This window comes from Haloarcula sp. H-GB4, assembly GCF_030848575.1.
Taxonomy (GTDB): domain Archaea; phylum Halobacteriota; class Halobacteria; order Halobacteriales; family Haloarculaceae; genus Haloarcula.
Map to the genome: position 1 here is coordinate 1,045,237 of NZ_JAVDDX010000002.1, position 18,789 is coordinate 1,064,025.

Sequence of the window (18,789 nt, forward strand, 5' to 3'; positions counted from 1 at the left end):
TCTCGCATGGAAGACCAGTGTCGTGTTCTGGCGGCCGCGGTCGAGACTCTCGACGATGTCTTCTACGTCTACGACGCAGACGGCAAACTTGCGTACTGGAACACTCGGCTGAACGAGCTGTTCGACCTGACGGATAGCGAACTGTCGGGCACAGAGCCGACCGAGTTCTTCGTCGCGGATGACCGGGAAGCCGTTGAAGTAGCTCTCGAGGAGGTGTTCGAGTCGGGTCAAACGACCGTTGAAGCGCGGGCCGAGACGACGGAGGGGGTGGTGACGTTCGAACTCAGCGGCCGGCTCCTCACGGCGGACGACGGCACAGTTCAGGGGTTCAGCGGTGTCGGCCGGGATATTACGGACCGGCGGGAACGGGAGTGGCACCTCCAGCGACAGAACGAGCGGCTCACAGAGTTCGCTGACCTGCTGGCACACGACCTCCGGACGCCGCTTGCCGTCACTAGTGGCCACCTCGAACTCGCTGCCGAGGAGCTGTCGGTCGAGCGTATCAACGCCGCCAGAGATGGGTTAGGGCGGTTAGAATCGATTATCGAGGACCTGCGGACCGCAACCAGAGACGGGGCGCTGGCAGCCGACGAGCAGGCCGTCGATATCGCTGACGTGGTAACGACGGCGTGGACCCACGTCGAGACCGACAGCGCAGTGCTGGAACCCCCGCCATCGATACTGATTGAAGCTGACCCAAAGCGATTGCTCCGACTGTTCGAGAACGTCTTCGCTAACGCCGTCACACACGGGCCTGAGCGCAATGAACGCGCAGCCGATGAGGAAGATGGAGGCGACGCCACCGAAATAACGGTTCGCATCGTACCGACACCCGACGGCTTCGCGATCGAGGATGACGGCCGGGGAATCGCTCCCGACGAACGGGAGCGGGTGTTCGAACCGGGCGCGTCACGGGCGGCTGACGGGACCGGCTTCGGTCTCTATATCGTCAGGACAATCGCCGAAGCCCACGGCTGGACAGTGCGTGTCACAACAGGAGAACACGGCGGTGCACGGTTCGAATTCGATATCGATGCGGACACCGCCTGTTAGTCGTTTCCGCTTCAGGGCATCCCGTCGCCGCCCATACCGCCACCGCCCATACCGCCGCCACCCATACCGCCCATGCCGCCACCAAGTCCGAACGCGCCGAGCAGGCTCGTGACGAGGCCGTAGACGACCAGTCCGAGGCCCCCGACGACGAGAGCGATGCCGACGGCGACGATGGGTGCCTTCCACGCGACCAGACCGATGCCGGCGAGCAACACGACGATACCGCCGATACCAACCGCACCGAGTTTATCCAACATACCCGTGTTGGTCCGGCGGGCGGACAAAAGCCCGTCGGTCAGTACTCGAACTCGGTGTCGACGTTCTGTGCCGCCGCGACCATTTCGGCGATAGTGTCCTGCCGGCGAAGCAGCCGCATCGTGTCGCCCTCGACGTCAAAGGTTCCGTCCATCGCGGCGGCGGAGATGTCGAGGTCGCCCTGCAGCATCGTGACCCACTCGCTGTAGGGGCCACGGAACGCGAAGTCGTACTCGGGGTCTGCGACCGTTCCGGCGGCGGTACAGACACCGTCCTTGATCACAACGACGAACTGTATCGGTTCACCGGTGTAGGCGTCGTCGGCACGGATTTCGAAACAGAATACAGCGGTGAAGTCGTCGGCGCTGTCAGCGAACGCGGCCCGCTCGTTGATCCGGTCGCGCCACGCGGCGGCCCAGTCATCGGCGTCGGTCGGCAGCGTCACAGTCATTGGCAGGCGGTATGCAAGGGGGGCTTTTCTGTGTTGCCTTGTCCTTTCGAGTGCAACACCCGGGAAGTCGTCGTTGTGGCTCCGCGGCGAACGCGAGGAAAACTGTCGAACGAGGTCTCAGCGGCGTGATTCGCCGCCGAGATACAGCCGAGACACCTCGGGGTCGTCGAGCAGCGAGTCGGCCTCACCCTCGAACTTGACCGTCCCCTGGTCAAGGACGAACCCGCGGTCGGAGATGCCCAGTCCCTCACGGGCATTCTGCTCGACCATCAGGATCGACGTGCCGAGTTCGTTGACTGTCTCTACGTCGTCGAACACTTCCTTGGCCGTGTTGGGAGCCAGCCCGGCACTTGGCTCGTCGATGAGCAACACGTCGGGCTCCATCACGAGCGCGCGGGCGAAGGCCAGCACCTGCCGCTGGCCGCCCGAGAGCGTCTTGGCGTTCGCGGTACGCTTGTCGTCGAGGATCGGGAACCGGTCGTACAGTTCGGCCACGGTCTCGTCGAGGCCGCCGTCACGAGCGACTCCGCCCATCCGGAGGTTCTCGTCGATGGTCAGCGAGCCGAACACGTTCTCCGTCTGTGGGACGTAGCCGACGCCGATACGGACGATGTCCTCGGGGGCCATCCCGCCGATTTCGCGGTCGCCGAGACGTACCGAGCCGGTCCAAGGCTCCAGCATACCGAACACCGTCTTGAGAACGGTAGACTTGCCGGCCCCGTTCGGGCCGACGAGACAGGCGATTTCCCCCTCGCCAAGGGTCAGCGAGAGGTCATCGAGCACCTGTACTTCGCCGTAGCCGCTGTCGACGCTGTCGACAGTGAGGATGGGGTCGGTCATTCCGACGGCCCTCCCAGATAGGCGTCGATGACGCGCTCGTCGCTCCGGACCGCCTCGGGCGGCCCCTCAACGAGGACACTTCCCTGATTGAGGACGATAATCGGGTCGGCAAGCCGCATGATGAAGTTCATGTCGTGTTCGATGATGAGGAAGGTGATCCCCTCCTCGTTGAGTTCCTCGATGAACCCGGCGAGTTTGTCGGCCAGCACGGGGTTGACACCGGCGACAGGCTCGTCGAGGAGCAGCAGATCGGGTTCGGCCATCATTCCGCGGGCCAGTTCGACCAGTTTCATCTGTCCGCCCGAAAGATCCGTCGCAGGCTGGGTGGCCAGATCACCGATCTCGAACCGTTCGAGCATCTTCTGGGCCTGTTCCAGCGAGCGCCGTTCCTCCTGTTCGACGGTACTTGGCGATGTGAACAACGGGATTATCGATTCCCCGGTCTGGTTGTGTGGCCCCACCAGCAGCGCCTCCCGGACGGTCATCCCCTCCGGTTTTCGTGGCGTCTGGAACGTCCGGATCATCCCCTGATCGGCGATTTCGTGGGGCTTCTGGCCAGTCACGTCGACGCCGTTGACCGAGACGGAGCCTGCATCGGGCTCATAGAAGCCCGAGACGAGGTTGAACAGCGTCGACTTACCGGCCCCGTTCGGGCCGATGAGACCCGTAATCGTGCTGCGTTCGACCTCGATGGACGCGTCGTCCGTTGCCACGAGGCCGCCGAAGCGTTTCTCCAGCCCCTCAGCACGGAGAACGGGGTCGGCCTTCCCGAGGACGGGGCCGTCGGAGACGAGCGACTGCTCACTCATCGCGACCGCCCCCCAGCGAGTCGGGCCAGATAAGTTCGCGCTCCGGCGGGAGAATCCCCTCCGGGCGGAGCCTGACGATGAAGATGATGAGCAGCCCGACCAGCATGAGTCGGAAGGGCGCGGCACCGATTGGTAGCGCCCCGGTGTCAGTCAGGAAGCGCGTCCCCTGCTGGATAGCGACGATTGTAAACCCACCAAGCATCGCGCCGCGGTCGCTGCCAGTGCCGCCGAGGATAACGGCGACCCAGACGTAGAACGTCGTGATGGGCTGGAGGTCCTGCGGGCTGACGAACAACACGAGATGGGAGTAGAACACGCCCGCAAGCGCCATGATGAGGCTCCCGATGACGAACGCCTGCATCTTAAACGCGAACGTGTTCTTGCCCAGCGTCTCCGCAAGGTCCTCGTCGGTCCGGATTGTCCGGAGGACGCGGCCCCACGGCGACTGGTGGATGCGCCGGAGGAACAGGTAGACCGCCGCGACGATCACTGTGACGAGGACGACGTTCAGGAAGCTGGTGACGACCGACTGACTCATATTGAACACTGGCGTCCCGCCCACGTTGAATACGTACGGGTAGGTCAGGTCGCCGAGCACAGGCCAGTCGGAGAAAAACAGCGGGATGCCGGTCAGACCGGCGCTGCCCGCCGTCCACTGCGATTCGTTGAGGATGAAGATACGCACGACCTCCGCGAGCCCCAGTGACGCGATCGCGAGGTAGTCATCGCGGAGTTTCAGCGTCGGATAGCCGATGAGTACCGCGAGCACCGCCGCGAGGGCGAGACCACCAAATAGCGCGATGACGGGACTAACACCGCCGGAGATCGGTGAGCCGGACGCCGTCAGCAGCGCGGTCCCGTACGCGCCGAGGCCGAAGAAGGCCGCGACGCTGAAGTTGATCATGCCACCGTACCCCCACTGGACGTTCAGCCCCATCGAGAGGAGCATGTACATCGCCGACAACCCAATGAGATACAGCAGGTACGCTGGTGCGAGGACGCCGGTCAAAACCGCCACGAGCAGGAGCGCAGCGAGCGCGCCGAGCAGTCCCACGACGCCCTTTTCGCGGGGCGAGTACGTACCGACATCAAGCGTGCTCATGTCATATCACCTGCGATGCCCCGGGGCCTGACAAGCAGGACCGCGACCATGATGACGAACGCAACAGCCGGCGCGTAGGCGTTACTGATCGGAAGGCCAACATCGCTAAGCAGCGGCGTCAGTTCGTGGAGCATCCCGATGAGGAGCCCACCGAGCATCGCGCCGTACACCGACCCGATACCGCCGAGGATGACTGCGGCGAACACGACCAGCAGAATGTTGAACCCGATGCGCGGGTCGAGCTGGCTGTACAACGCGAGGAAGACGCCGCCGGCGGCAGCCAGGGCGCTGCCGACGACCCACATGACGAGGATGACGCGGTCAGTTCGGATACCGCTCACGCGTGCGAGATCGGGGTTGTCAGCTGTCGCACGCATCTTCCGGCCCAGCGTCGTCCGCTGGAGTAGGAGATGCAGGCCGGCGACGAGAACCGCCGCGCTGACGATGATCGCAACGTCTCGCTGTGTCACGGCGATATCGAGTGTGTCAAGTAGCACCGGAATCGGCCCGCTACGGCGGATATCGTACTGCAGGAAGTCCGTCCCGAAGGTCGCCTGTAGCACCGCGCGGTAGACGAACGCCACGCCGATGCTCGTGATGAGCAGCCCGATTGAGTCCGTATCGAGGGGCTTGTACACGAAGATATGGGTGAGGACGGCAACGACGGCGGCAAGCGCCATCCCGACCGCCAGAGACAGGAAGAACCCAACCGGGAGACCGAGAACGGTGCCGCCGAGGCCGCCGAACACACCGAACGCGACGAACGCCCCGTAGGCACCGAGCGTCATCGTATCGCCGTGTGCGAAGTTCGCAAAGTCGGCGATGCTGTAGACCAGCGAGAGACCGATACTCCCGAGGATGATGATACTACTGAAAACGAGCCCGTTTGCCAGGTACTGTAATATCTGCGCCATTGGTGAAAATGGGAAAGGGTTGTGGCCGCGTTAGCCCTCGATAAAGCCGCTGGATTCGTACGCGTGGTCCACAACTTCGAACACCTGCAGCAACCCGACGGGATCACCGTTCTCGTCAAGGTCGATGGGGCCGCTCACGCCGGTATAGTCCACGTCCGACGGAGAGCCACCGTTGGCCAGAATTTCGTGTGCATCCTCGTAGGTGGTCGCCTCCTCACCCTCGGGACGAGTCACGTCCCGGACGACCTCCATGAGCGCCGAGCCCGTGAACTCGTCGGCGGCTTCGATAGCGAGTGCGCTGACGACCACCGCGTCGTAGGCATAGGCCGACCACGACGTTGGTTCCTCGCCGAAGCGCTCTTCGAACTCTGAGACGAACGCCTGGTAGTTCTCGGCGTCCTGCGGGACGCTCGGAACCACAGCTTTCATTCCGTTGAGGCTACCCTCGGGAGCGGATTCGAGGACTTTTGGGCCCTTGACACTGTCACCGCCGTACCAGGCGGCTTGGTCGGTGACACCCAGATCGAACGCCTCCTGGGACATCGTTGCGAACTCCGGCTGGTAGGTGATGAACACCCACGCGTCAGCGTCGGTGTCAGACATCGAGGAGATGGTGCTGCTGTAGGAGGATTGGCCCTGATCGTGGGGTTCATTGTAGACAATCTCCCCGTCGTAGGCTTCGATGAAGGCCTCACCGACGGACTGGCCGTAGTCGTTGTTAATCCAGGCCAGGGCAGCGGACTCGTTGCCGTCCTCGTTGAGGAGCGACGAAATTGCCTCCGCCTGAGCCTTGCCGGCCGGTGGCATCCGGAGCAGGTCCGGGAAGTTCGTCAGGTTCGGGCTAGTGCTGTTCTGGCTGATCTGGACGACGTCCGTGTTCTGGACGACGCTCTCGTGGATGGCCGTGCTGACGCCGCTCCCGACAGTGCCGATGAGCAGCGGGACCCCTTCCTGATTGACGAGCGTCTGGGCTGCGCTGACCCCACCCTGACTCGTACTCTGGTCGTCCTGCTGTGAGATCGCCAGTTCGCCGCCACTGACACCGACGGAGTTGATATCGTCGAGCGCGATTTCCTTGCCGCGCTGGTTCCGCTGACCGAACGCCGACAGTGACCCGGAGAGGCTGTCAACCATCCCGATGGTGTAGGTTTCGGACCCGGAGTCCGTCGAGGAATCCGTCGCGGAATCCGTCGATTCGCCGTCACCCCCATCACCTTCGTCGGGAGCACCACCGGAACAGCCGGCGAGGCCGACGAGCCCGGCACTGGCAGCGGCTTTGATTACGCTTCGCCTGTCAATCGAACGCGTGTCATGGTCGTTCATGGTATACTGATATCCTTTTTCGTAAGTCCCTGTATAACCCTGTCACCGTCCATGGTAGGCACCATGTTCTCCACGGCATACGAGAAGCCGTGAATTAATACTTCTGGAACGCGTTTGCCGCATAGAGTATCGCTACGGCTATGGAACGAACGGAGTTCATCACGGTAGACACGCACACGGGTGGGGAACCAACACGCATCGTCCTCGACGGTATCGAGGCCAACACGCTCACCGGAGCGACCGTCCGGGAGAGACGCGACCAGTTCAAAGCCACGGCTGACGGCGTCCGGAAACTCCTCATGCAGGAGCCCCGCGGACACGCAGGCATGTTCGGAGCAGTCCCGGTACCGACCGACCGGGCTGACCTCGGGGTTTTCTTCATGGATACAGATGGCTATCTGGACATGTGTGGTCACGGCCTCATCGGAGTCGTCACCGCACTCATCGAACGGGGCGAGCTTCCCGAAGTGCCAGAGCTGACTGTCGAAACCCCCGCCGGACTGGTCGACGTGACGGTCGAGATAGCTGACGGCGTCGTCCGTCGCGTTGCGTTCGAAAACGTCGACAGTTACGTCTGTGAGACGGTAACCGTCGAACAGGACGGCGTCCCGGTCGAAGCTCGTATCGTCTATTCCGGGAACTACTTCGCCGTCGTCGACGCTGACAGTCTCGGCGTCACGCTCAACAGCGAGGACGCCACGCAGTGTATCGACCCCGCACTGGAACTCCGCCGAGCAGTCAACGACGCCGCACCCGAGGACCCAGTCACCGGTACGCGGGCGACCGTCTCAGCAGTCGAACTCACAGCTGGCGGCGACGGCGACCGGAGCTGTGTGGTGTTCGCCGACGGCTCCGTCGACCGCTCCCCCTGTGGAACAGGCACGTGTGCGCGGTTGACGCTCCATCACGTCGACGGCGACCTCGCCGTCGGCGAGCGTGTCGAAGTGACTGGCCCGGTCGGGTCGACATTTGAGGGGTACATCACCGATACCAGCGTTGACGGAGGGGTAACCGTGACCAGCCCGGTCGTCTCGGGTACAGCGCATATCACGGGCGAGCACACGTTTTACCGGGACGACGACGATACGCTCGGCAGTTTTACTCTCGTTTGATTTCAGGCGTTATAGACTGATTTTTTTGGTAGGGGGTGCGTTTAGGCTGATATAGTGGCGTAGTTTCGATAATGATTCCGCCGATAGCAAACAACTTCGTCGCCGGGGAGACAGCGCCGGGGGCGCTCGACCACGTCGCTTCGCTCAACGATGACGACGTCAAGGGCATCCTAAATCTGCTTGGCGAACACTACGACGAGCGCCAGCCAGCCGACGAGGACGCAGACCAGTACATCGAGTTGGTCAAGGAAATCGACAGGAGCGGCCTCGACTGCTGTATCTCAGTCAAGCCCTCGCAGATCGGACTTGACGTTGGCGACGACGTATTCGTCGAGAATCTTGAACGTATTGTCGCAGCGGGTGACGACCGTGATGTCTTCGTCTGGGTCGATATGGAGGACTACACTACAACCGACGTGACCCTTGACGCGTACGAGCGACTCGTTACGGAACACGAGGGCGGCGTCGGCGTCTGTACGCAGGCGAACCTCAAGCGGACGCCCGAGGACCTCGAACGGCTTGCACCCCTTCCCGGGAAGGTCCGACTAGTCAAGGGAGCCTACTCCGAGCCAAAGAGTGTCTCCTACAAGAAGAAAGAGCGCGTCAACGAAGCCTATCGAGACTGTCTCGAACTGATGTTCGAGGAGTTCGAGGGCGGCGTCGCCGTCGGCAGCCACGACCCGGCGATGATAGACTACGCGAAGGACCTCCACGACGAGTACGGAACCGACTACGAGGTGCAGATGCTGATGGGCGTCCGCGACGACGAACAGCGCGACCTCGCCGCCGAGGGCGTCCCGATGTGGCAGTACATCCCCTACGGCGACAAGTGGTTCTCCTACTTCTACCGGCGCGTCCGCGAACGCAAGGAAAACGCGCTGTTTGCTGTCCGAGCCGTGTTGAGTTAGAGTAGCTGTTGGCTACGTGCTGCCCTATCCTTCGAAGCAGGCAACGGGATTCCCATTCTCCCACGGGTCGGGGTCTAGCGAATCGGCCCCATCGAAATCGTTCCGGGTCGTTCTGGCACGGACGGCCCGTGTCGAGCTGACATAGTACGTGACATATTGAGTTATATAGTCGAAGTCCATCCCGGGGTGAATCCGTCCGGAGCCGATGTACTGCAATCGGATGACAGCCGAATTAGTTGGCCCCGGGGCGACCCAGGTACTCTGGACGGAGATGTCGAACCGCGTCAGGTAGCTATCGGGCTTGCCGTCAGTCGTCATGTCAGTGTTCGCTACCATCTCGGCGTTCTGCCGGTAGGCCAGTTCGAACGCGGTGACGTACTCGACCATGCTCTGGCCCGCTAGCTCCGATGGCGGCTGCCCAGGATACGCACGGGGAGCAAGCGACCCCTCGCGGTCGATTGGTTCAGCAATCGGTCTCGAAACGGCCGAACAGGACACGTTCGGGGGCGTTTCCGGAATCTGGGTTGCCCATCCAGTGGCCGGCGTCGGCGTCTCTGTGGCTGTCAACGTCTCAGTTGAGTCAGTCCCGTCGAGAGTGCGACATCCGGCTGTGGAAAGCCCCACCCCACTGGTGCTGAGTGCCTTCACGAGATGACGGCGTGTTATCTCCATAGCACACGTGGCAGTAGCATCTCCGGTAGTAAACGGTTTCAGGACGTTCAAGAACACGTTTGAGCCACCCCTCTCATTGATCTGAGTGCAACAGAGTGACCTATTCTGCTCAGTCAATCCGAAAGCAAGCGGTCCCCACTGAGAGTCGAATTCCCGTTGTCAACGCTCTGGGTCGATTGACAGAGAACCGGGTGCCAGCGGCTCTACACCTCCTCCTGTGTTACTGGTCCGGATCGAGCAGTTTCGCTTCTGCTTTCCGGAGGTGTTCGAGCAGCGTCGTCTTCGAAACGCCAAGTTTCGATGCGAGTTCGCGCGTCGAGATACCCCGTGGCCACGCGTAGTAGTCCTCCTGTCGGGCAAGTTCGAACGCCTCGCGCTGGCTGTCCGAAAGCCGGTCCATCCGCCGGAGTTGCTTCGGATTGCCGCCGCCAGCGGATGTGATTCGTGTGACTTCGATATCGGCCGACTGCTCCTCGCGGATCTCGTCGAGAAGTGACTCGGCTTCGTCGCGGGAGTCCGGGAAGAACACCGGCCAGTGCTCGCGACCGTGCCGGACCCGAACCGGATCGTTGTGGATGAACCCCCGCGAGAGCAGGCTGTCGCTGATGGTGTTGTCCGGGTCGTACTCGACGAACAATTCACGGGTCGTGTTCCCCGGCGACGAGCCTGTGCCGGTCGCGCCGTGGCGCTCGCGCAACTCCAGCACAGAGTCGGTCAGTGACGAGTCGCGAGTCGCATCGATGAGAGCCTCAACGTCGCTAATACTGTCGGCGTATGCGGTGAACAGGCCCTTCACGCTACCGTTCTGTGTGTTGTACACGCCGTGGGCCAGTAGCCCAGCCGCCGTCTTGTCGGTGACTTCGAGCGTCCAGCAGTCCGGATGCCAGATGCTCAGGGTAAGCTGGAGTCCCCCGTGTTGTGATTGTGCGTTACTCATACTGAGCGCCCTCCGTATGAAGGGATGCTAGGGATAGCCACGATGTGGATGCAAATAAAGGTGCGGTTCATAAGGGGAACACCGACCATGGGAGATAATGCCTGATTATGTATGACATATCAGGTTATTGCCGTCCCCCCTGACCATGGACGGTGGAACATATTGGTAGGGGACGCGTACAGTACCTATCATGAGTACAGACGACTCACGTCGACACTACATCGACGGTGAATGGACGACAGGCACCGGCGACGAAACGTTCACAAGTCAGAACCCGGCCACCGGCGAGGCACTCGCCTCGTTCCACCGCGGAACCGAGGCCGATGTCGACCGCGCACTGGCCGCGGCAGAGGACGCCTACGACGAGTGGCGCTCGCTCTCGCACATCGACCGCGCGGAATACCTCTGGGACATCTATCACGAACTGCGTGACCGCCACGAGGAACTCGGCGAAATCGTCACCATGGAATGTGGTAAGGAGATCAGCGAAGGGCTGGCCGACGTCACCGAGTCCTGGCATATGGTCGAGTGGGCCGCTGGCAACGCCCGCCACCCCCACGGCGACGTGGTACCGTCGGAAATCGCCAGCAAGGACGCCTATATGCGGCGCAAGCCGAAGGGCGTCGTCGGCTGTATCACCCCGTGGAACTTCCCGGTCGCCATCCCGTTCTGGCACCTCGCAGTGACACTGGTCGAGGGCAACACCGTCGTCTGGAAGCCCGCCGAACAGACCCCGTGGTGTGCCCACATCATCGCTGAGATGTTCGAAGACTCGGGCATCCCGGACGGCGTGTTCAACCTCGTGCAGGGCTACGGCGACGCCGGCAACGCTATCGTCGAGGACGACCGCGTCGAGACGGTCCTCTTTACCGGGAGCGCCGAAGTCGGTCACAAGATCGCCTCCAAGGTCGGTGGCGAGCCCGGCAAGATCGCCGCCTGCGAGATGGGCGGGAAGAACGCCGTCATCGTCACGGAGGAAGCCGACCTCGACATCGCCGTTCACTCGGCAGTGATGTCTAGCTTCAAGACGACCGGCCAGCGCTGTGTCTCCTCAGAGCGCCTCATCGTCCACGAAGACCTCTACGACGAATTCAAGGAACGGTTTGTCGACGTTGCCGAGGACATCGCCGTCGGCGACCCACTGGAGGAAGACACCTTCATGGGGCCGCTCATCGAGGACGACCAAGTCGAGAAATTCAAGCGCTACAACGACCTCGCCCGTGAGGAGGGCGCGAACGTGCTCGTCGACCGCGCCGACCTCGGTGCCGAGGAGATTCCCGATGGCCACGAGGAGGGCCACTGGGTCGGCCCGTTCGTCTACGAAGTCGACTACGACGAGGACCTGCGGTGCATCAACGAGGAAGTGTTCGGTCCCCACGTCGCGCTACTTGAGTACTCGGGTGACTTCGACAAGGCGCTGGAGATGCACAACAGCGTCGACTACGGCCTCGCCGGCGCCATCATCTCCGAGGACTACCGCCAGATCAACCAGTTCCGCGACGAGGCGGAAATCGGGCTCGCCTACGGCAACCTCCCGTGTATCGGTGCGGAAGTCCACCTGCCCTTCGGCGGCGTCAAGAAGTCCGGCAACGGCCTCCCGAGCGGCCGCGAGGTCATCGAGGCTGTCACCGAGCGCACCGCCTGGACGCTGAACAACTCCAAGGACATCGAGATGGCACAGGGTCTGTCGGCGGACATCATCACCGATGAGTAAGTCCGTCCAGTCGCCGGAGATCGGTTCCATCTGCCCGCGCTGTCGCGGCGAGACGACGACGGCGAAAGGCATCGAGACCTGCACCGACTGCTCGTGGGTCGGCTGCCTCGGCGCTGACTGACGCGACGACCGCGGTTTTCTATACGGCCCCAGCGTCTGTCCCACGCCGTGACGGGGGCCACGGACCGGGTTCATGGTCCAACTTTTCCAAACCTTAAACCTCTCCCCGTCGAAGTACCGAATATGAGCGACAACGACAGCAGAAAGAACCTGCGGATGCCGGAAGAGGACGAGGTGTTCGCCGTCGTCATGGACATGCTTGGCGCGAACCGCGTCAAGGTACGCTGTATGGACGGCGTCGAGCGCACAGCCCGGATTCCGGGCAAGATGCAAAAGCGGATCTGGATACGCGAGGACGACGTGGTCCTCGTCGAACCCTGGGACTGGCAGGACGAGAAAGCCGACATCACGTGGCGCTATGAGAAACAGGATGCCGACCAGCTACGCGAGGAGGGACATATCCAGGAGTAGCCTGATTATGTATCTGGCTGCGCGCTCGACGGAGGCACAAGCGTGACAGAGGGGCAGTTCGGCCTGCTCGATACGGACGACGTCGACTCACCGGGTGACGAGTGGGAAGAGGTCGACGTTTCCGACACGGAAGCCGACCGCATCGCCCGCAAACGGGACCGCGAGTTCAGCGAGTTCCGTGAGCGCATCAAGGACGCTGACCAGTTCAAAGTCGAGGCCAGCGTTTTCGACGACGCGACCTACGGCGCACTGTACAAGCTCGTGCAGGACGGCCACATCGACGCCTTCGGCGGGCCGATCTCGACCGGCAAGGAAGCCAACGTCTACACGGCCCTATCGGGCGAGACAGAGGTCGCCGTCAAGGTGTACCGCATCAACGCCTCCGATTTCAAGGATATGCGGAGCTATCTCGACGGCGACCCCCGCTTCGAAGGGATCGGCTCGGACAAGAAGAAGGTCGTCACCGCGTGGGTCCGCAAGGAATCGTCGAACCTCAAGCGTGCCCGTCGGGCCGGCGTTCGGACGCCGGAGCCCATCGCCGTCGAGCGGAACGTCCTCGTGATGGAGTATCTCGGGACCGAGGAAGGCCGTAGCAAGCGTCTCAGTGAGGTCCACATCGAGAACCCCGAGACAGCCTACGAGGTCGTCAAGGAGTACACCCGCCGGCTGTACGACGCCGGCCTCGTCCACGGCGACCTCTCTGAGTACAACATCGTCTTCCACGAGGGTCAGCTGTATATCATCGACCTCGGGCAAGCGGTGACCATCCACCATCCTAACGCCGACGACTTTCTGGAACGGGACTGCCGCAACGTCGCGAACTTCTTCGCTAGGCAAGGCGTCGACGCCACGCCAGAGGAACTGCTCGCGTACGTCCGAGAGTACGCGACGCCGAAAGACAAGGCCGACACCGCGCCGGGGAGCAACGATGACGCCGTTCCGCAAGGAACACCGGCCGACCGTCGCGACGACGAGTAGTCACCATCGTTCTGCTCGCATGGAGAGATTTTTGCAAGTGAGAACGTGTTTCCGTGGCTATAGGTGAAGTGCGATTAGTACCAGTCATGCCGACGGTTTCTGGAGAGATATCCACAGTACTGCGCGTCTTTCACCCGGTTTCTCACAACTCATTTGATTGTGAAAACCACAGTGCGTAAACTGTTAGCTCTTGAATATATCAGCATGAGTTGCGTGTCACAGTGCTTTTCATGCTGGCTGAGTCGCCATTGGCCTAGCCCAAGTAGGTGCGACTGATGGACACCGACCCAGCAGACAGCAGTTCGGACCAGCAGACAGCACACAGCGGCGACTCGGTGTCTGAGCGCCTCATCGAGGGACTGTCTTCGCATGCTGTGTTCATGCTCGATACAGATGGTACCATTACGACGTGGCCCGAGCCAGCAGCGTCGCTGTACGGCTACGACCGGGTCGCGACGGTCGGCCAGCACGTCGACATGCTGTTTGCCGACCCTGAGGAGATAGAGACAACCGTTGAGTCACTGCTGACGGAGGCGGCTGACGGCCCCGTCGAGACACAGCACTGGCACCGGCAGGCTGATGGGTCCGTGTTCTGGGCAACCCTCTCGCTCTCGCCGCTCGGGGACGGAGACCCGGAGGGGTTCGTCGCAGTCAGCCAGGATACCACCGAGAAACACCAGTACGACAAGATGCTCGAACGCCAGAACGATCGGCTCAAGGAGTTCACCGACATCCTCGCTCACGACCTGAAGAGTCCACTCAGTGTTATCTCCTCACGGGTACATCTGGCCCGCGAAACCGGTGACGAGGAACACCTCGACGCGCTCGAAGAAACAAGCGACAGGATGGCCCGCCTCGTCGACGACCTGCTCCGTGTTGCCAAGCAGGGAAACGTCGTCACCGACCCAGAGACAACGAACGTACGGGCCGTTGTTGACACCGCCTGGGAGGGGAGCGGCGAAAGCACCGACCGAGCCACGCTCCATTACGCGGATATCGGCGCAGTGAGCGCAGACGCCGACCGCCTCATCGAACTGTTCGAGAACCTCTTTCAGAACAGCATTCGACACGGCGATGGGGCCGTTATCGTCCGCGTCGGTCCGCTTGAGAACGGCTTCTACGTCGAAGACGACGGCCCGGGGATCCCAGCAGAAATCAAGGACGATGTGTTCGACCATGGATTCACCACTGCCGAGGACGGGAGTGGCTACGGACTCTCTATTGTCCGAACCATCGCAGGCGCACACGGGTGGGACATCCTCGTCACCGACAGCAACATGGGCGGGGCACGGTTCGAAGTCACCGGTGTCGAGTTTCTGGGCTGACAGCGGGATCGGCAGACCGCTGTTCCGGTGCGGTGTCCGGTCCCCGCTTCACTCGTCTATTGTGGACGAGACCCCCCGTTCGAGCGTTCTCCTCGTGGGTGAGTATCCCACAGAAGCAGAAGAACAATAACCGATGGGGCAGTGATGCCCAACGACGAGAGACCGCCACGGCTACACGACCCCCGCCATCCACCCATGGGACGCCCTCCAACCCCCACGACCGGACAGATAGTGCCGCTCGTTGTCCTGCTCGGGATAGCCGCCCTTGTTGCCGTCTCCGGAGTCGCCACCGGCTTCAGCAACGCGGTACCCAATGAGACACACTCGGGGAGTACCACACACAGCCACGCCACCACAACCGAGGCAGCGACGCCACAGCCAGCGTGTTCGGTGCAAGACGAGCACCCAGACATGCCGGATACAGGCTCGGCATCCCACTATATCGATGGACTTGGAGCCGCATCGACAACCAACTGGACCGCCGGTGAAACCCTGCGTATCGGCGCAGACGGGGACTGTTCGCTCGGCGTCCGTGCCAACGACACCGCGACACTGACCGCGGCGACAGTCAACACCAGTCAGGGGACTGTGACCGGTGTCGTCGACGTGGGTCGCGGCGGAGCGTTTCGGGTTGTCGAGCGCCCTGACGGAAACACCACAGCGTCAGTCTCCATCCGGAATGTCGGCCGGGAAAATAACGACCGTGTCGACATTGTCTCGACGAACGAGAGCGGAACAATGGTGACTTCCGAGCGCGTCACAGCTCCTACCGGTCGGTTCTTCGTGGTCGAAATCCAGTGGTATCCAAACGGGACCGCACAGGTCGCGCTGTGGGATACTGACCGGCAGCGCCAGCAACGCGTGACCAGAACGGTTTCGACCAGCGCTGAAACCTCCTTCTGGCAAGTCCAGCTCGACGGCCGGGCGTATCTCGACGAAATCGCAGTTGGGTCCCACAACACGGAGCCGGCCGACACCGGGGAGGCTGACAACGGAGAGGCTGACACCGAAGACAGCGAGCAGTCAGCAGCAACGCCCGTCCAGTCCACAGCCTCAGCGGCGCAGAGTGATGAAACAGGGACACCGGAAACCTTCAGTTACAATGTCGGGCCCGAGGAAAGCGAGCCCGAAGAATCCCAGTCCGGCCTCTTTTTGGGTCCACTCATAGCGATAGGTGGGGCACTCATGTACCGGTATGCATACGGTGTCACGAAGTTCAACGAACAGATGGACGCCATCGGGAGCACAACCCGCTCCGGCGAGGTCGAACCCGCCGACTGGAACGTCGTGCTTACGAAACTGGTCGGTGCGGCCGGGAGTATATTCGGCCTCATCTGGTTTCTCACCACGGTATTTGATGGCTGACCGGCCACACCTCGCCGTGTAGTCTGCAGTCCGAACCGGCCGACGGTGAGGTACGGTGCCGAAGGCTCCGGACGCCGAAGTTTTAAACAGGCAGACCCTCCTACAGAGAGGTATACTTATGCAACACGTGAAGATTCCGCAGGACCGTATCGGTGTGTTGATCGGCGAGGGCGGTGAGACCATGCGCGAAATCGAGTCGCGCGCAGAAGTCCGGCTGGATATCGATTCCGAGGACGGCACGGTGAAAGTCGAGTCCGTCGGCGATCCCGTGACGGCGCTGAAAGGCCCCGACATCGTGAAGGCCATCGGCCGCGGATTTGCGCCCGACGACGCGCTGGCGCTGCTTGAAGACGACATGATGATGTTCGAACTCATCGACATCGAGGCCGCCTCCCGCAACAAGAACGACTTCCGACGCCAGAAGGGTCGTCTCATCGGCGAGGGCGGCCGGACGCGGGAGCTCATGCAGGAACTCTCCGGCGCCGCCGTGGTCATCTACGGGTCGACGCTTGGGATCATCGGCGGCCCCGAACAGGTCGACGCCGTGCGAGAAGCCGCCGAGATGATTCTTGACGGCGCGCCCCACGGCTCCGTCTACTCGTTCCTCGAACGCAAACACAACGAGATGAAGCACAAAGGCCTCGAATATCACCAGTTCACCGGGTAATTCCGGTAGTTCGACTGCGTGACTGGCGCTTGCGCCTCACGGCGACAGTATAAGCACGTACGGTTGCCGTCAGGTCCCATCAGGGGCGCACCACACCGTTTTGCCGGCACAGGCTCTACGAGGAGGTATGCCGACCATCGCCGAGACGCACATCGTCAACCGCGAGCGCGTCCAACCGACCCACGCCAACAACTACAACAGCGCCCACGGGGGAATCGTCATGAAGTGGATGGACGAGATCGGCGCTATGTCGGCCATGCGGGCCGCCAGAGAATCCTGCGTGACCGCGCAGATGTCTCGCGTCGACTTCGAACGACCGATTCCAATCGGCGACACTGCCCTCATCGACTCCTACGCCTACGCTACGGGCCGAACCAGCGTCCGAGTCCGCATAGAGGTCGCGCGCGAGGAGCCACACACGGGCGAAACTGAGGAGACGACCAGCGCGTACGCCACCTTCGTCGCCGTCGACGACGGGAAACCGACGCCCGTCCCCGAACTGACTGCCGAGAGCGAGGAGTGCAAACGGTTGCGCGAAACGGCACTTGCAGAAGAGCCGGATCAGTAGCAGTCGACAACCGGTAGCATAACGTCACCGCCTGGCCACTAACTGCGGCTCTCTGTAGTCAAGTAGCGACTGCTACGGTGTTTCAAAGTAATCGAGCATATCCAGCACCGCGCCCATGATGAAACTGATGACACTGATGACCAGAACAAGCCCAGTGAGAAGTGTCGAAATCGGAGGGTTCAGCAGAAACTGGAAGCCAGCGATAAAAACGCAGGTAACCATCCCGACGACCAAGAGAAACGACCCTGCGCTTGGGTCCTCACCGGTGAGAAATTCGAGGCCATTGAGGAAGCCCGACGTCTGTGGCTGTTGTTCCTCAACGACGTCCTCACTCATTGGTCGGCCTCAGACTGTGCCGTCGCTGCCTCCTGAATAATCTGTACGAGATGCGATACCCAGAGTCCGCCGGTAAATCCGAATAGTGCGGAGACGACGACGGCTTTGGTGAGGGTGCCAAGCGGAGAGGCTGCCGCTACCAGACAGAGCGCTCCGAAGAGGAGCATCATGCCGTACTGGATTCTTGTGTCGAGGTCAATGCGTGCAATGGTCTGCGTGAAGCTTGAGCTCATATGGCGGTGGTGGTGGCTGGTCGGGACGTGATTACGCGGCGGTTGATACATGATGTGAATCGACGGCAACACCTGGGCAGTTAGCGTCCGCTTGGAGCAGCCGTTTGATTTCGCGGTGCGAAGTGAGGCCGCGGATGTGTGGGCCAGAAACCGATAAACTGGTCCGACTGTTTGTCGCCGCGGAGGGCGTAGAAATACAGCGTCAGCGCAACGGACGCCGGAGCGGCGGTCGCTTCAGCTTGCGAGGCCGCGTCTATCTTTCCCTGCGTGGTACTCACATGCAATGTTAGGCCTACTCCGGTATATCCCTTTGCAAGGGGTCAGCAGAACTGGCGACCTCAAATGTCCCCAGTCGGTCAACCGTCGGGATTGCAACTGCCACTAGCAACACTATCCACTTACGAACCACTAGGAGCCTGCGCGGTTGGTTCTCTTGGAGAAAGTCTCATTGAAACACACGCGGCGGGATTGCGCAGAGATGAAACTCCACGAAGCTCGTTCGTCGCAGAAAGCATAGGCTGGAATTTGAACCAGAGATTCAAATCCTGGAGCAGTCTCTCACATCGACACGTGACGTGGCGCGACGAGACGCGCTACTTGCAGGTTGTCTCCAAGAAGAGCCTAGGCCGGAATTTGAATCCGGGGTCTCGTCCTTACCAAGGACGCGCTTTACCGCTAAGCTACCCAGGCACGCAT

At 61.7% G+C, this 18,789-nt stretch carries 23 protein-coding genes and 1 tRNA gene; 11 read left to right on the plus strand and 13 right to left on the minus strand.

Annotation, left to right across the window (positions count from 1 at the left end):
• The first annotated feature begins 6 nt into the window (after nt 1–6).
• On the plus strand, nt 7–1,053 hold the full coding sequence (locus RBH20_RS13930; protein ID WP_306709598.1) for a HAMP domain-containing sensor histidine kinase: 1,047 nt from the start codon (nt 7–9) through the stop codon (nt 1,051–1,053).
• A gap of 11 nt (nt 1,054–1,064) precedes the next feature.
• Here the strand turns inward: RBH20_RS13930 and RBH20_RS13935 are convergent, their stop codons facing one another.
• The 7 genes from RBH20_RS13935 to RBH20_RS13965 all read right to left on the minus strand — a co-directional run bounded on the left by RBH20_RS13935 (nt 1,065) and on the right by RBH20_RS13965 (nt 6,747).
• A complete protein-coding gene (locus tag RBH20_RS13935; RefSeq protein WP_004590621.1) occupies nt 1,065–1,310 on the minus strand; it encodes a hypothetical protein in 246 nt (81 codons plus the stop codon).
• A 38-nt stretch (nt 1,311–1,348) separates the two neighbouring features.
• Nucleotides 1,349–1,759: an SCP2 sterol-binding domain-containing protein gene (locus tag RBH20_RS13940; protein WP_005537091.1), complete on the minus strand. Its 411-nt coding sequence runs from the start codon at nt 1,757–1,759 to the stop codon at nt 1,349–1,351.
• 117 nt (nt 1,760–1,876) lie between these two features.
• Nucleotides 1,877–2,599: an ABC transporter ATP-binding protein gene (locus tag RBH20_RS13945; protein WP_306709601.1), complete on the minus strand. Its 723-nt coding sequence runs from the start codon at nt 2,597–2,599 to the stop codon at nt 1,877–1,879.
• Entirely contained in the window at nt 2,596–3,408 is an 813-nt protein-coding gene (locus tag RBH20_RS13950) for an ABC transporter ATP-binding protein (RefSeq protein ID WP_306709603.1), read from the minus strand. The genes RBH20_RS13945 and RBH20_RS13950 overlap by 4 nt, the downstream gene beginning before the upstream one ends.
• Complete coding sequence (locus RBH20_RS13955; RefSeq protein ID WP_306709605.1) at nt 3,401–4,510, minus strand: branched-chain amino acid ABC transporter permease; 1,110 nt, start codon at nt 4,508–4,510, stop codon at nt 3,401–3,403. Before RBH20_RS13955 ends, RBH20_RS13950 begins: the two co-directional genes overlap by 8 nt.
• On the minus strand, nt 4,507–5,424 hold the full coding sequence (locus RBH20_RS13960) for a branched-chain amino acid ABC transporter permease (protein WP_306709607.1): 918 nt from the start codon (nt 5,422–5,424) through the stop codon (nt 4,507–4,509). The genes RBH20_RS13955 and RBH20_RS13960 overlap by 4 nt, the downstream gene beginning before the upstream one ends.
• Before the next feature lie 30 nt (nt 5,425–5,454).
• Nucleotides 5,455–6,747: an ABC transporter substrate-binding protein gene (locus RBH20_RS13965; protein ID WP_306709609.1), complete on the minus strand. Its 1,293-nt coding sequence runs from the start codon at nt 6,745–6,747 to the stop codon at nt 5,455–5,457.
• A gap of 140 nt (nt 6,748–6,887) precedes the next feature.
• On the opposite strand from RBH20_RS13965, the gene RBH20_RS13970 reads away from it, so the two are divergent.
• Nucleotides 6,888–7,859: a proline racemase family protein gene (locus tag RBH20_RS13970; RefSeq protein ID WP_306709610.1), complete on the plus strand. Its 972-nt coding sequence runs from the start codon at nt 6,888–6,890 to the stop codon at nt 7,857–7,859.
• A gap of 71 nt (nt 7,860–7,930) precedes the next feature.
• Entirely contained in the window at nt 7,931–8,767 is an 837-nt protein-coding gene (locus RBH20_RS13975) for a proline dehydrogenase family protein (RefSeq protein ID WP_306709611.1), read from the plus strand.
• A gap of 24 nt (nt 8,768–8,791) precedes the next feature.
• On the opposite strand, the gene RBH20_RS13980 is transcribed toward RBH20_RS13975, so the two are convergent.
• Nucleotides 8,792–9,439 carry a hypothetical protein gene (locus RBH20_RS13980; protein WP_306709612.1) on the minus strand — a complete coding sequence of 216 codons (648 nt, stop codon included), beginning with the start codon at nt 9,437–9,439 and terminating at the stop codon, nt 8,792–8,794.
• A gap of 220 nt (nt 9,440–9,659) precedes the next feature.
• Nucleotides 9,660–10,376, minus strand: a complete 717-nt coding sequence (locus tag RBH20_RS13985) for a helix-turn-helix domain-containing protein (protein WP_005537081.1) — start codon at nt 10,374–10,376, stop codon at nt 9,660–9,662.
• Between the two features lie 190 nt (nt 10,377–10,566).
• Between RBH20_RS13985 and RBH20_RS13990 the strand changes: the two genes are divergently transcribed.
• From RBH20_RS13990 to RBH20_RS14025, 8 genes are all read left to right on the plus strand, one after another.
• Nucleotides 10,567–12,090, plus strand: a complete 1,524-nt coding sequence (locus RBH20_RS13990; RefSeq protein ID WP_306709613.1) for an aldehyde dehydrogenase family protein — start codon at nt 10,567–10,569, stop codon at nt 12,088–12,090.
• Nucleotides 12,083–12,211 carry a hypothetical protein gene (locus RBH20_RS13995; RefSeq protein WP_306709614.1) on the plus strand — a complete coding sequence of 43 codons (129 nt, stop codon included), beginning with the start codon at nt 12,083–12,085 and terminating at the stop codon, nt 12,209–12,211. The genes RBH20_RS13990 and RBH20_RS13995 overlap by 8 nt, the downstream gene beginning before the upstream one ends.
• Nucleotides 12,212–12,333: 122 nt before the next feature.
• Nucleotides 12,334–12,621 (plus strand): translation initiation factor eIF-1A, encoded by a 288-nt coding sequence (gene eif1A, locus RBH20_RS14000; protein WP_004516096.1) that lies wholly within the window; start codon nt 12,334–12,336, stop codon nt 12,619–12,621.
• Between the two features lie 42 nt (nt 12,622–12,663).
• Nucleotides 12,664–13,599: a serine/threonine-protein kinase Rio1 gene (rio1, locus tag RBH20_RS14005; RefSeq protein ID WP_306709618.1), complete on the plus strand. Its 936-nt coding sequence runs from the start codon at nt 12,664–12,666 to the stop codon at nt 13,597–13,599.
• 275 nt (nt 13,600–13,874) lie between these two features.
• Nucleotides 13,875–14,924: a nitrogen regulation protein NR(II) gene (locus RBH20_RS14010; RefSeq protein WP_306709620.1), complete on the plus strand. Its 1,050-nt coding sequence runs from the start codon at nt 13,875–13,877 to the stop codon at nt 14,922–14,924.
• 231 nt (nt 14,925–15,155) lie between these two features.
• Nucleotides 15,156–16,289: a hypothetical protein gene (locus tag RBH20_RS14015; RefSeq protein WP_306709622.1), complete on the plus strand. Its 1,134-nt coding sequence runs from the start codon at nt 15,156–15,158 to the stop codon at nt 16,287–16,289.
• 118 nt (nt 16,290–16,407) lie between these two features.
• Nucleotides 16,408–16,956 carry a KH domain-containing protein gene (locus RBH20_RS14020; protein ID WP_005537076.1) on the plus strand — a complete coding sequence of 183 codons (549 nt, stop codon included), beginning with the start codon at nt 16,408–16,410 and terminating at the stop codon, nt 16,954–16,956.
• Nucleotides 16,957–17,083: 127 nt separating this feature from the next.
• A complete protein-coding gene (locus RBH20_RS14025) occupies nt 17,084–17,524 on the plus strand; it encodes an acyl-CoA thioesterase (RefSeq protein ID WP_306709627.1) in 441 nt (146 codons plus the stop codon).
• Between the two features lie 72 nt (nt 17,525–17,596).
• Here RBH20_RS14025 and RBH20_RS14030 read toward each other — a convergent pair whose 3' ends face one another.
• The 4 genes from RBH20_RS14030 to RBH20_RS14045 form a co-directional block, all read right to left on the minus strand.
• Complete coding sequence (locus RBH20_RS14030; protein ID WP_004959237.1) at nt 17,597–17,860, minus strand: hypothetical protein; 264 nt, start codon at nt 17,858–17,860, stop codon at nt 17,597–17,599.
• On the minus strand, nt 17,857–18,093 hold the full coding sequence (locus tag RBH20_RS14035) for a hypothetical protein (RefSeq protein ID WP_306709630.1): 237 nt from the start codon (nt 18,091–18,093) through the stop codon (nt 17,857–17,859). Before RBH20_RS14035 ends, RBH20_RS14030 begins: the two co-directional genes overlap by 4 nt.
• An 80-nt stretch (nt 18,094–18,173) precedes the next feature.
• The gene (locus tag RBH20_RS14040) at nt 18,174–18,371 is read right to left on the minus strand and encodes a hypothetical protein (protein WP_306709632.1); all 198 of its coding nucleotides are present in this window, start codon (nt 18,369–18,371) and stop codon (nt 18,174–18,176) included.
• 340 nt (nt 18,372–18,711) lie between these two features.
• Nucleotides 18,712–18,783 (minus strand) — tRNA-Thr (locus tag RBH20_RS14045).
• Nucleotides 18,784–18,789 lie beyond the last annotated feature (6 nt).

What these genes read in the sequence shown, in the direction of transcription:
- RBH20_RS13930 (WP_306709598.1), top strand. Translation starts at nt 7, where the DNA reads ATGGAAGACCAGTGTCGTGTTCTGGCGGCCGCGGTCGAGACTCTCGAC.
- RBH20_RS13935 (WP_004590621.1), bottom strand. Translation starts at nt 1,310, where the DNA reads ATGTTGGATAAACTCGGTGCGGTTGGTATCGGCGGTATCGTCGTGTTG.
- RBH20_RS13940 (WP_005537091.1), bottom strand. Translation starts at nt 1,759, where the DNA reads ATGACTGTGACGCTGCCGACCGACGCCGATGACTGGGCCGCCGCGTGG.
- RBH20_RS13945 (WP_306709601.1), bottom strand. Translation starts at nt 2,599, where the DNA reads ATGACCGACCCCATCCTCACTGTCGACAGCGTCGACAGCGGCTACGGC.
- RBH20_RS13950 (WP_306709603.1), bottom strand. Translation starts at nt 3,408, where the DNA reads ATGAGTGAGCAGTCGCTCGTCTCCGACGGCCCCGTCCTCGGGAAGGCC.
- RBH20_RS13955 (WP_306709605.1), bottom strand. Translation starts at nt 4,510, where the DNA reads ATGAGCACGCTTGATGTCGGTACGTACTCGCCCCGCGAAAAGGGCGTC.
- RBH20_RS13960 (WP_306709607.1), bottom strand. Translation starts at nt 5,424, where the DNA reads ATGGCGCAGATATTACAGTACCTGGCAAACGGGCTCGTTTTCAGTAGT.
- RBH20_RS13965 (WP_306709609.1), bottom strand. Translation starts at nt 6,747, where the DNA reads ATGAACGACCATGACACGCGTTCGATTGACAGGCGAAGCGTAATCAAA.
- RBH20_RS13970 (WP_306709610.1), top strand. Translation starts at nt 6,888, where the DNA reads ATGGAACGAACGGAGTTCATCACGGTAGACACGCACACGGGTGGGGAA.
- RBH20_RS13975 (WP_306709611.1), top strand. Translation starts at nt 7,931, where the DNA reads ATGATTCCGCCGATAGCAAACAACTTCGTCGCCGGGGAGACAGCGCCG.
- RBH20_RS13980 (WP_306709612.1), bottom strand. Translation starts at nt 9,439, where the DNA reads ATGGAGATAACACGCCGTCATCTCGTGAAGGCACTCAGCACCAGTGGG.
- RBH20_RS13985 (WP_005537081.1), bottom strand. Translation starts at nt 10,376, where the DNA reads ATGAGTAACGCACAATCACAACACGGGGGACTCCAGCTTACCCTGAGC.
- RBH20_RS13990 (WP_306709613.1), top strand. Translation starts at nt 10,567, where the DNA reads ATGAGTACAGACGACTCACGTCGACACTACATCGACGGTGAATGGACG.
- RBH20_RS13995 (WP_306709614.1), top strand. Translation starts at nt 12,083, where the DNA reads ATGAGTAAGTCCGTCCAGTCGCCGGAGATCGGTTCCATCTGCCCGCGC.
- eif1A (WP_004516096.1), top strand. Translation starts at nt 12,334, where the DNA reads ATGAGCGACAACGACAGCAGAAAGAACCTGCGGATGCCGGAAGAGGAC.
- RBH20_RS14010 (WP_306709620.1), top strand. Translation starts at nt 13,875, where the DNA reads ATGGACACCGACCCAGCAGACAGCAGTTCGGACCAGCAGACAGCACAC.
- RBH20_RS14020 (WP_005537076.1), top strand. Translation starts at nt 16,408, where the DNA reads ATGCAACACGTGAAGATTCCGCAGGACCGTATCGGTGTGTTGATCGGC.
- RBH20_RS14025 (WP_306709627.1), top strand. Translation starts at nt 17,084, where the DNA reads ATGCCGACCATCGCCGAGACGCACATCGTCAACCGCGAGCGCGTCCAA.
- RBH20_RS14030 (WP_004959237.1), bottom strand. Translation starts at nt 17,860, where the DNA reads ATGAGTGAGGACGTCGTTGAGGAACAACAGCCACAGACGTCGGGCTTC.
- RBH20_RS14035 (WP_306709630.1), bottom strand. Translation starts at nt 18,093, where the DNA reads ATGAGCTCAAGCTTCACGCAGACCATTGCACGCATTGACCTCGACACA.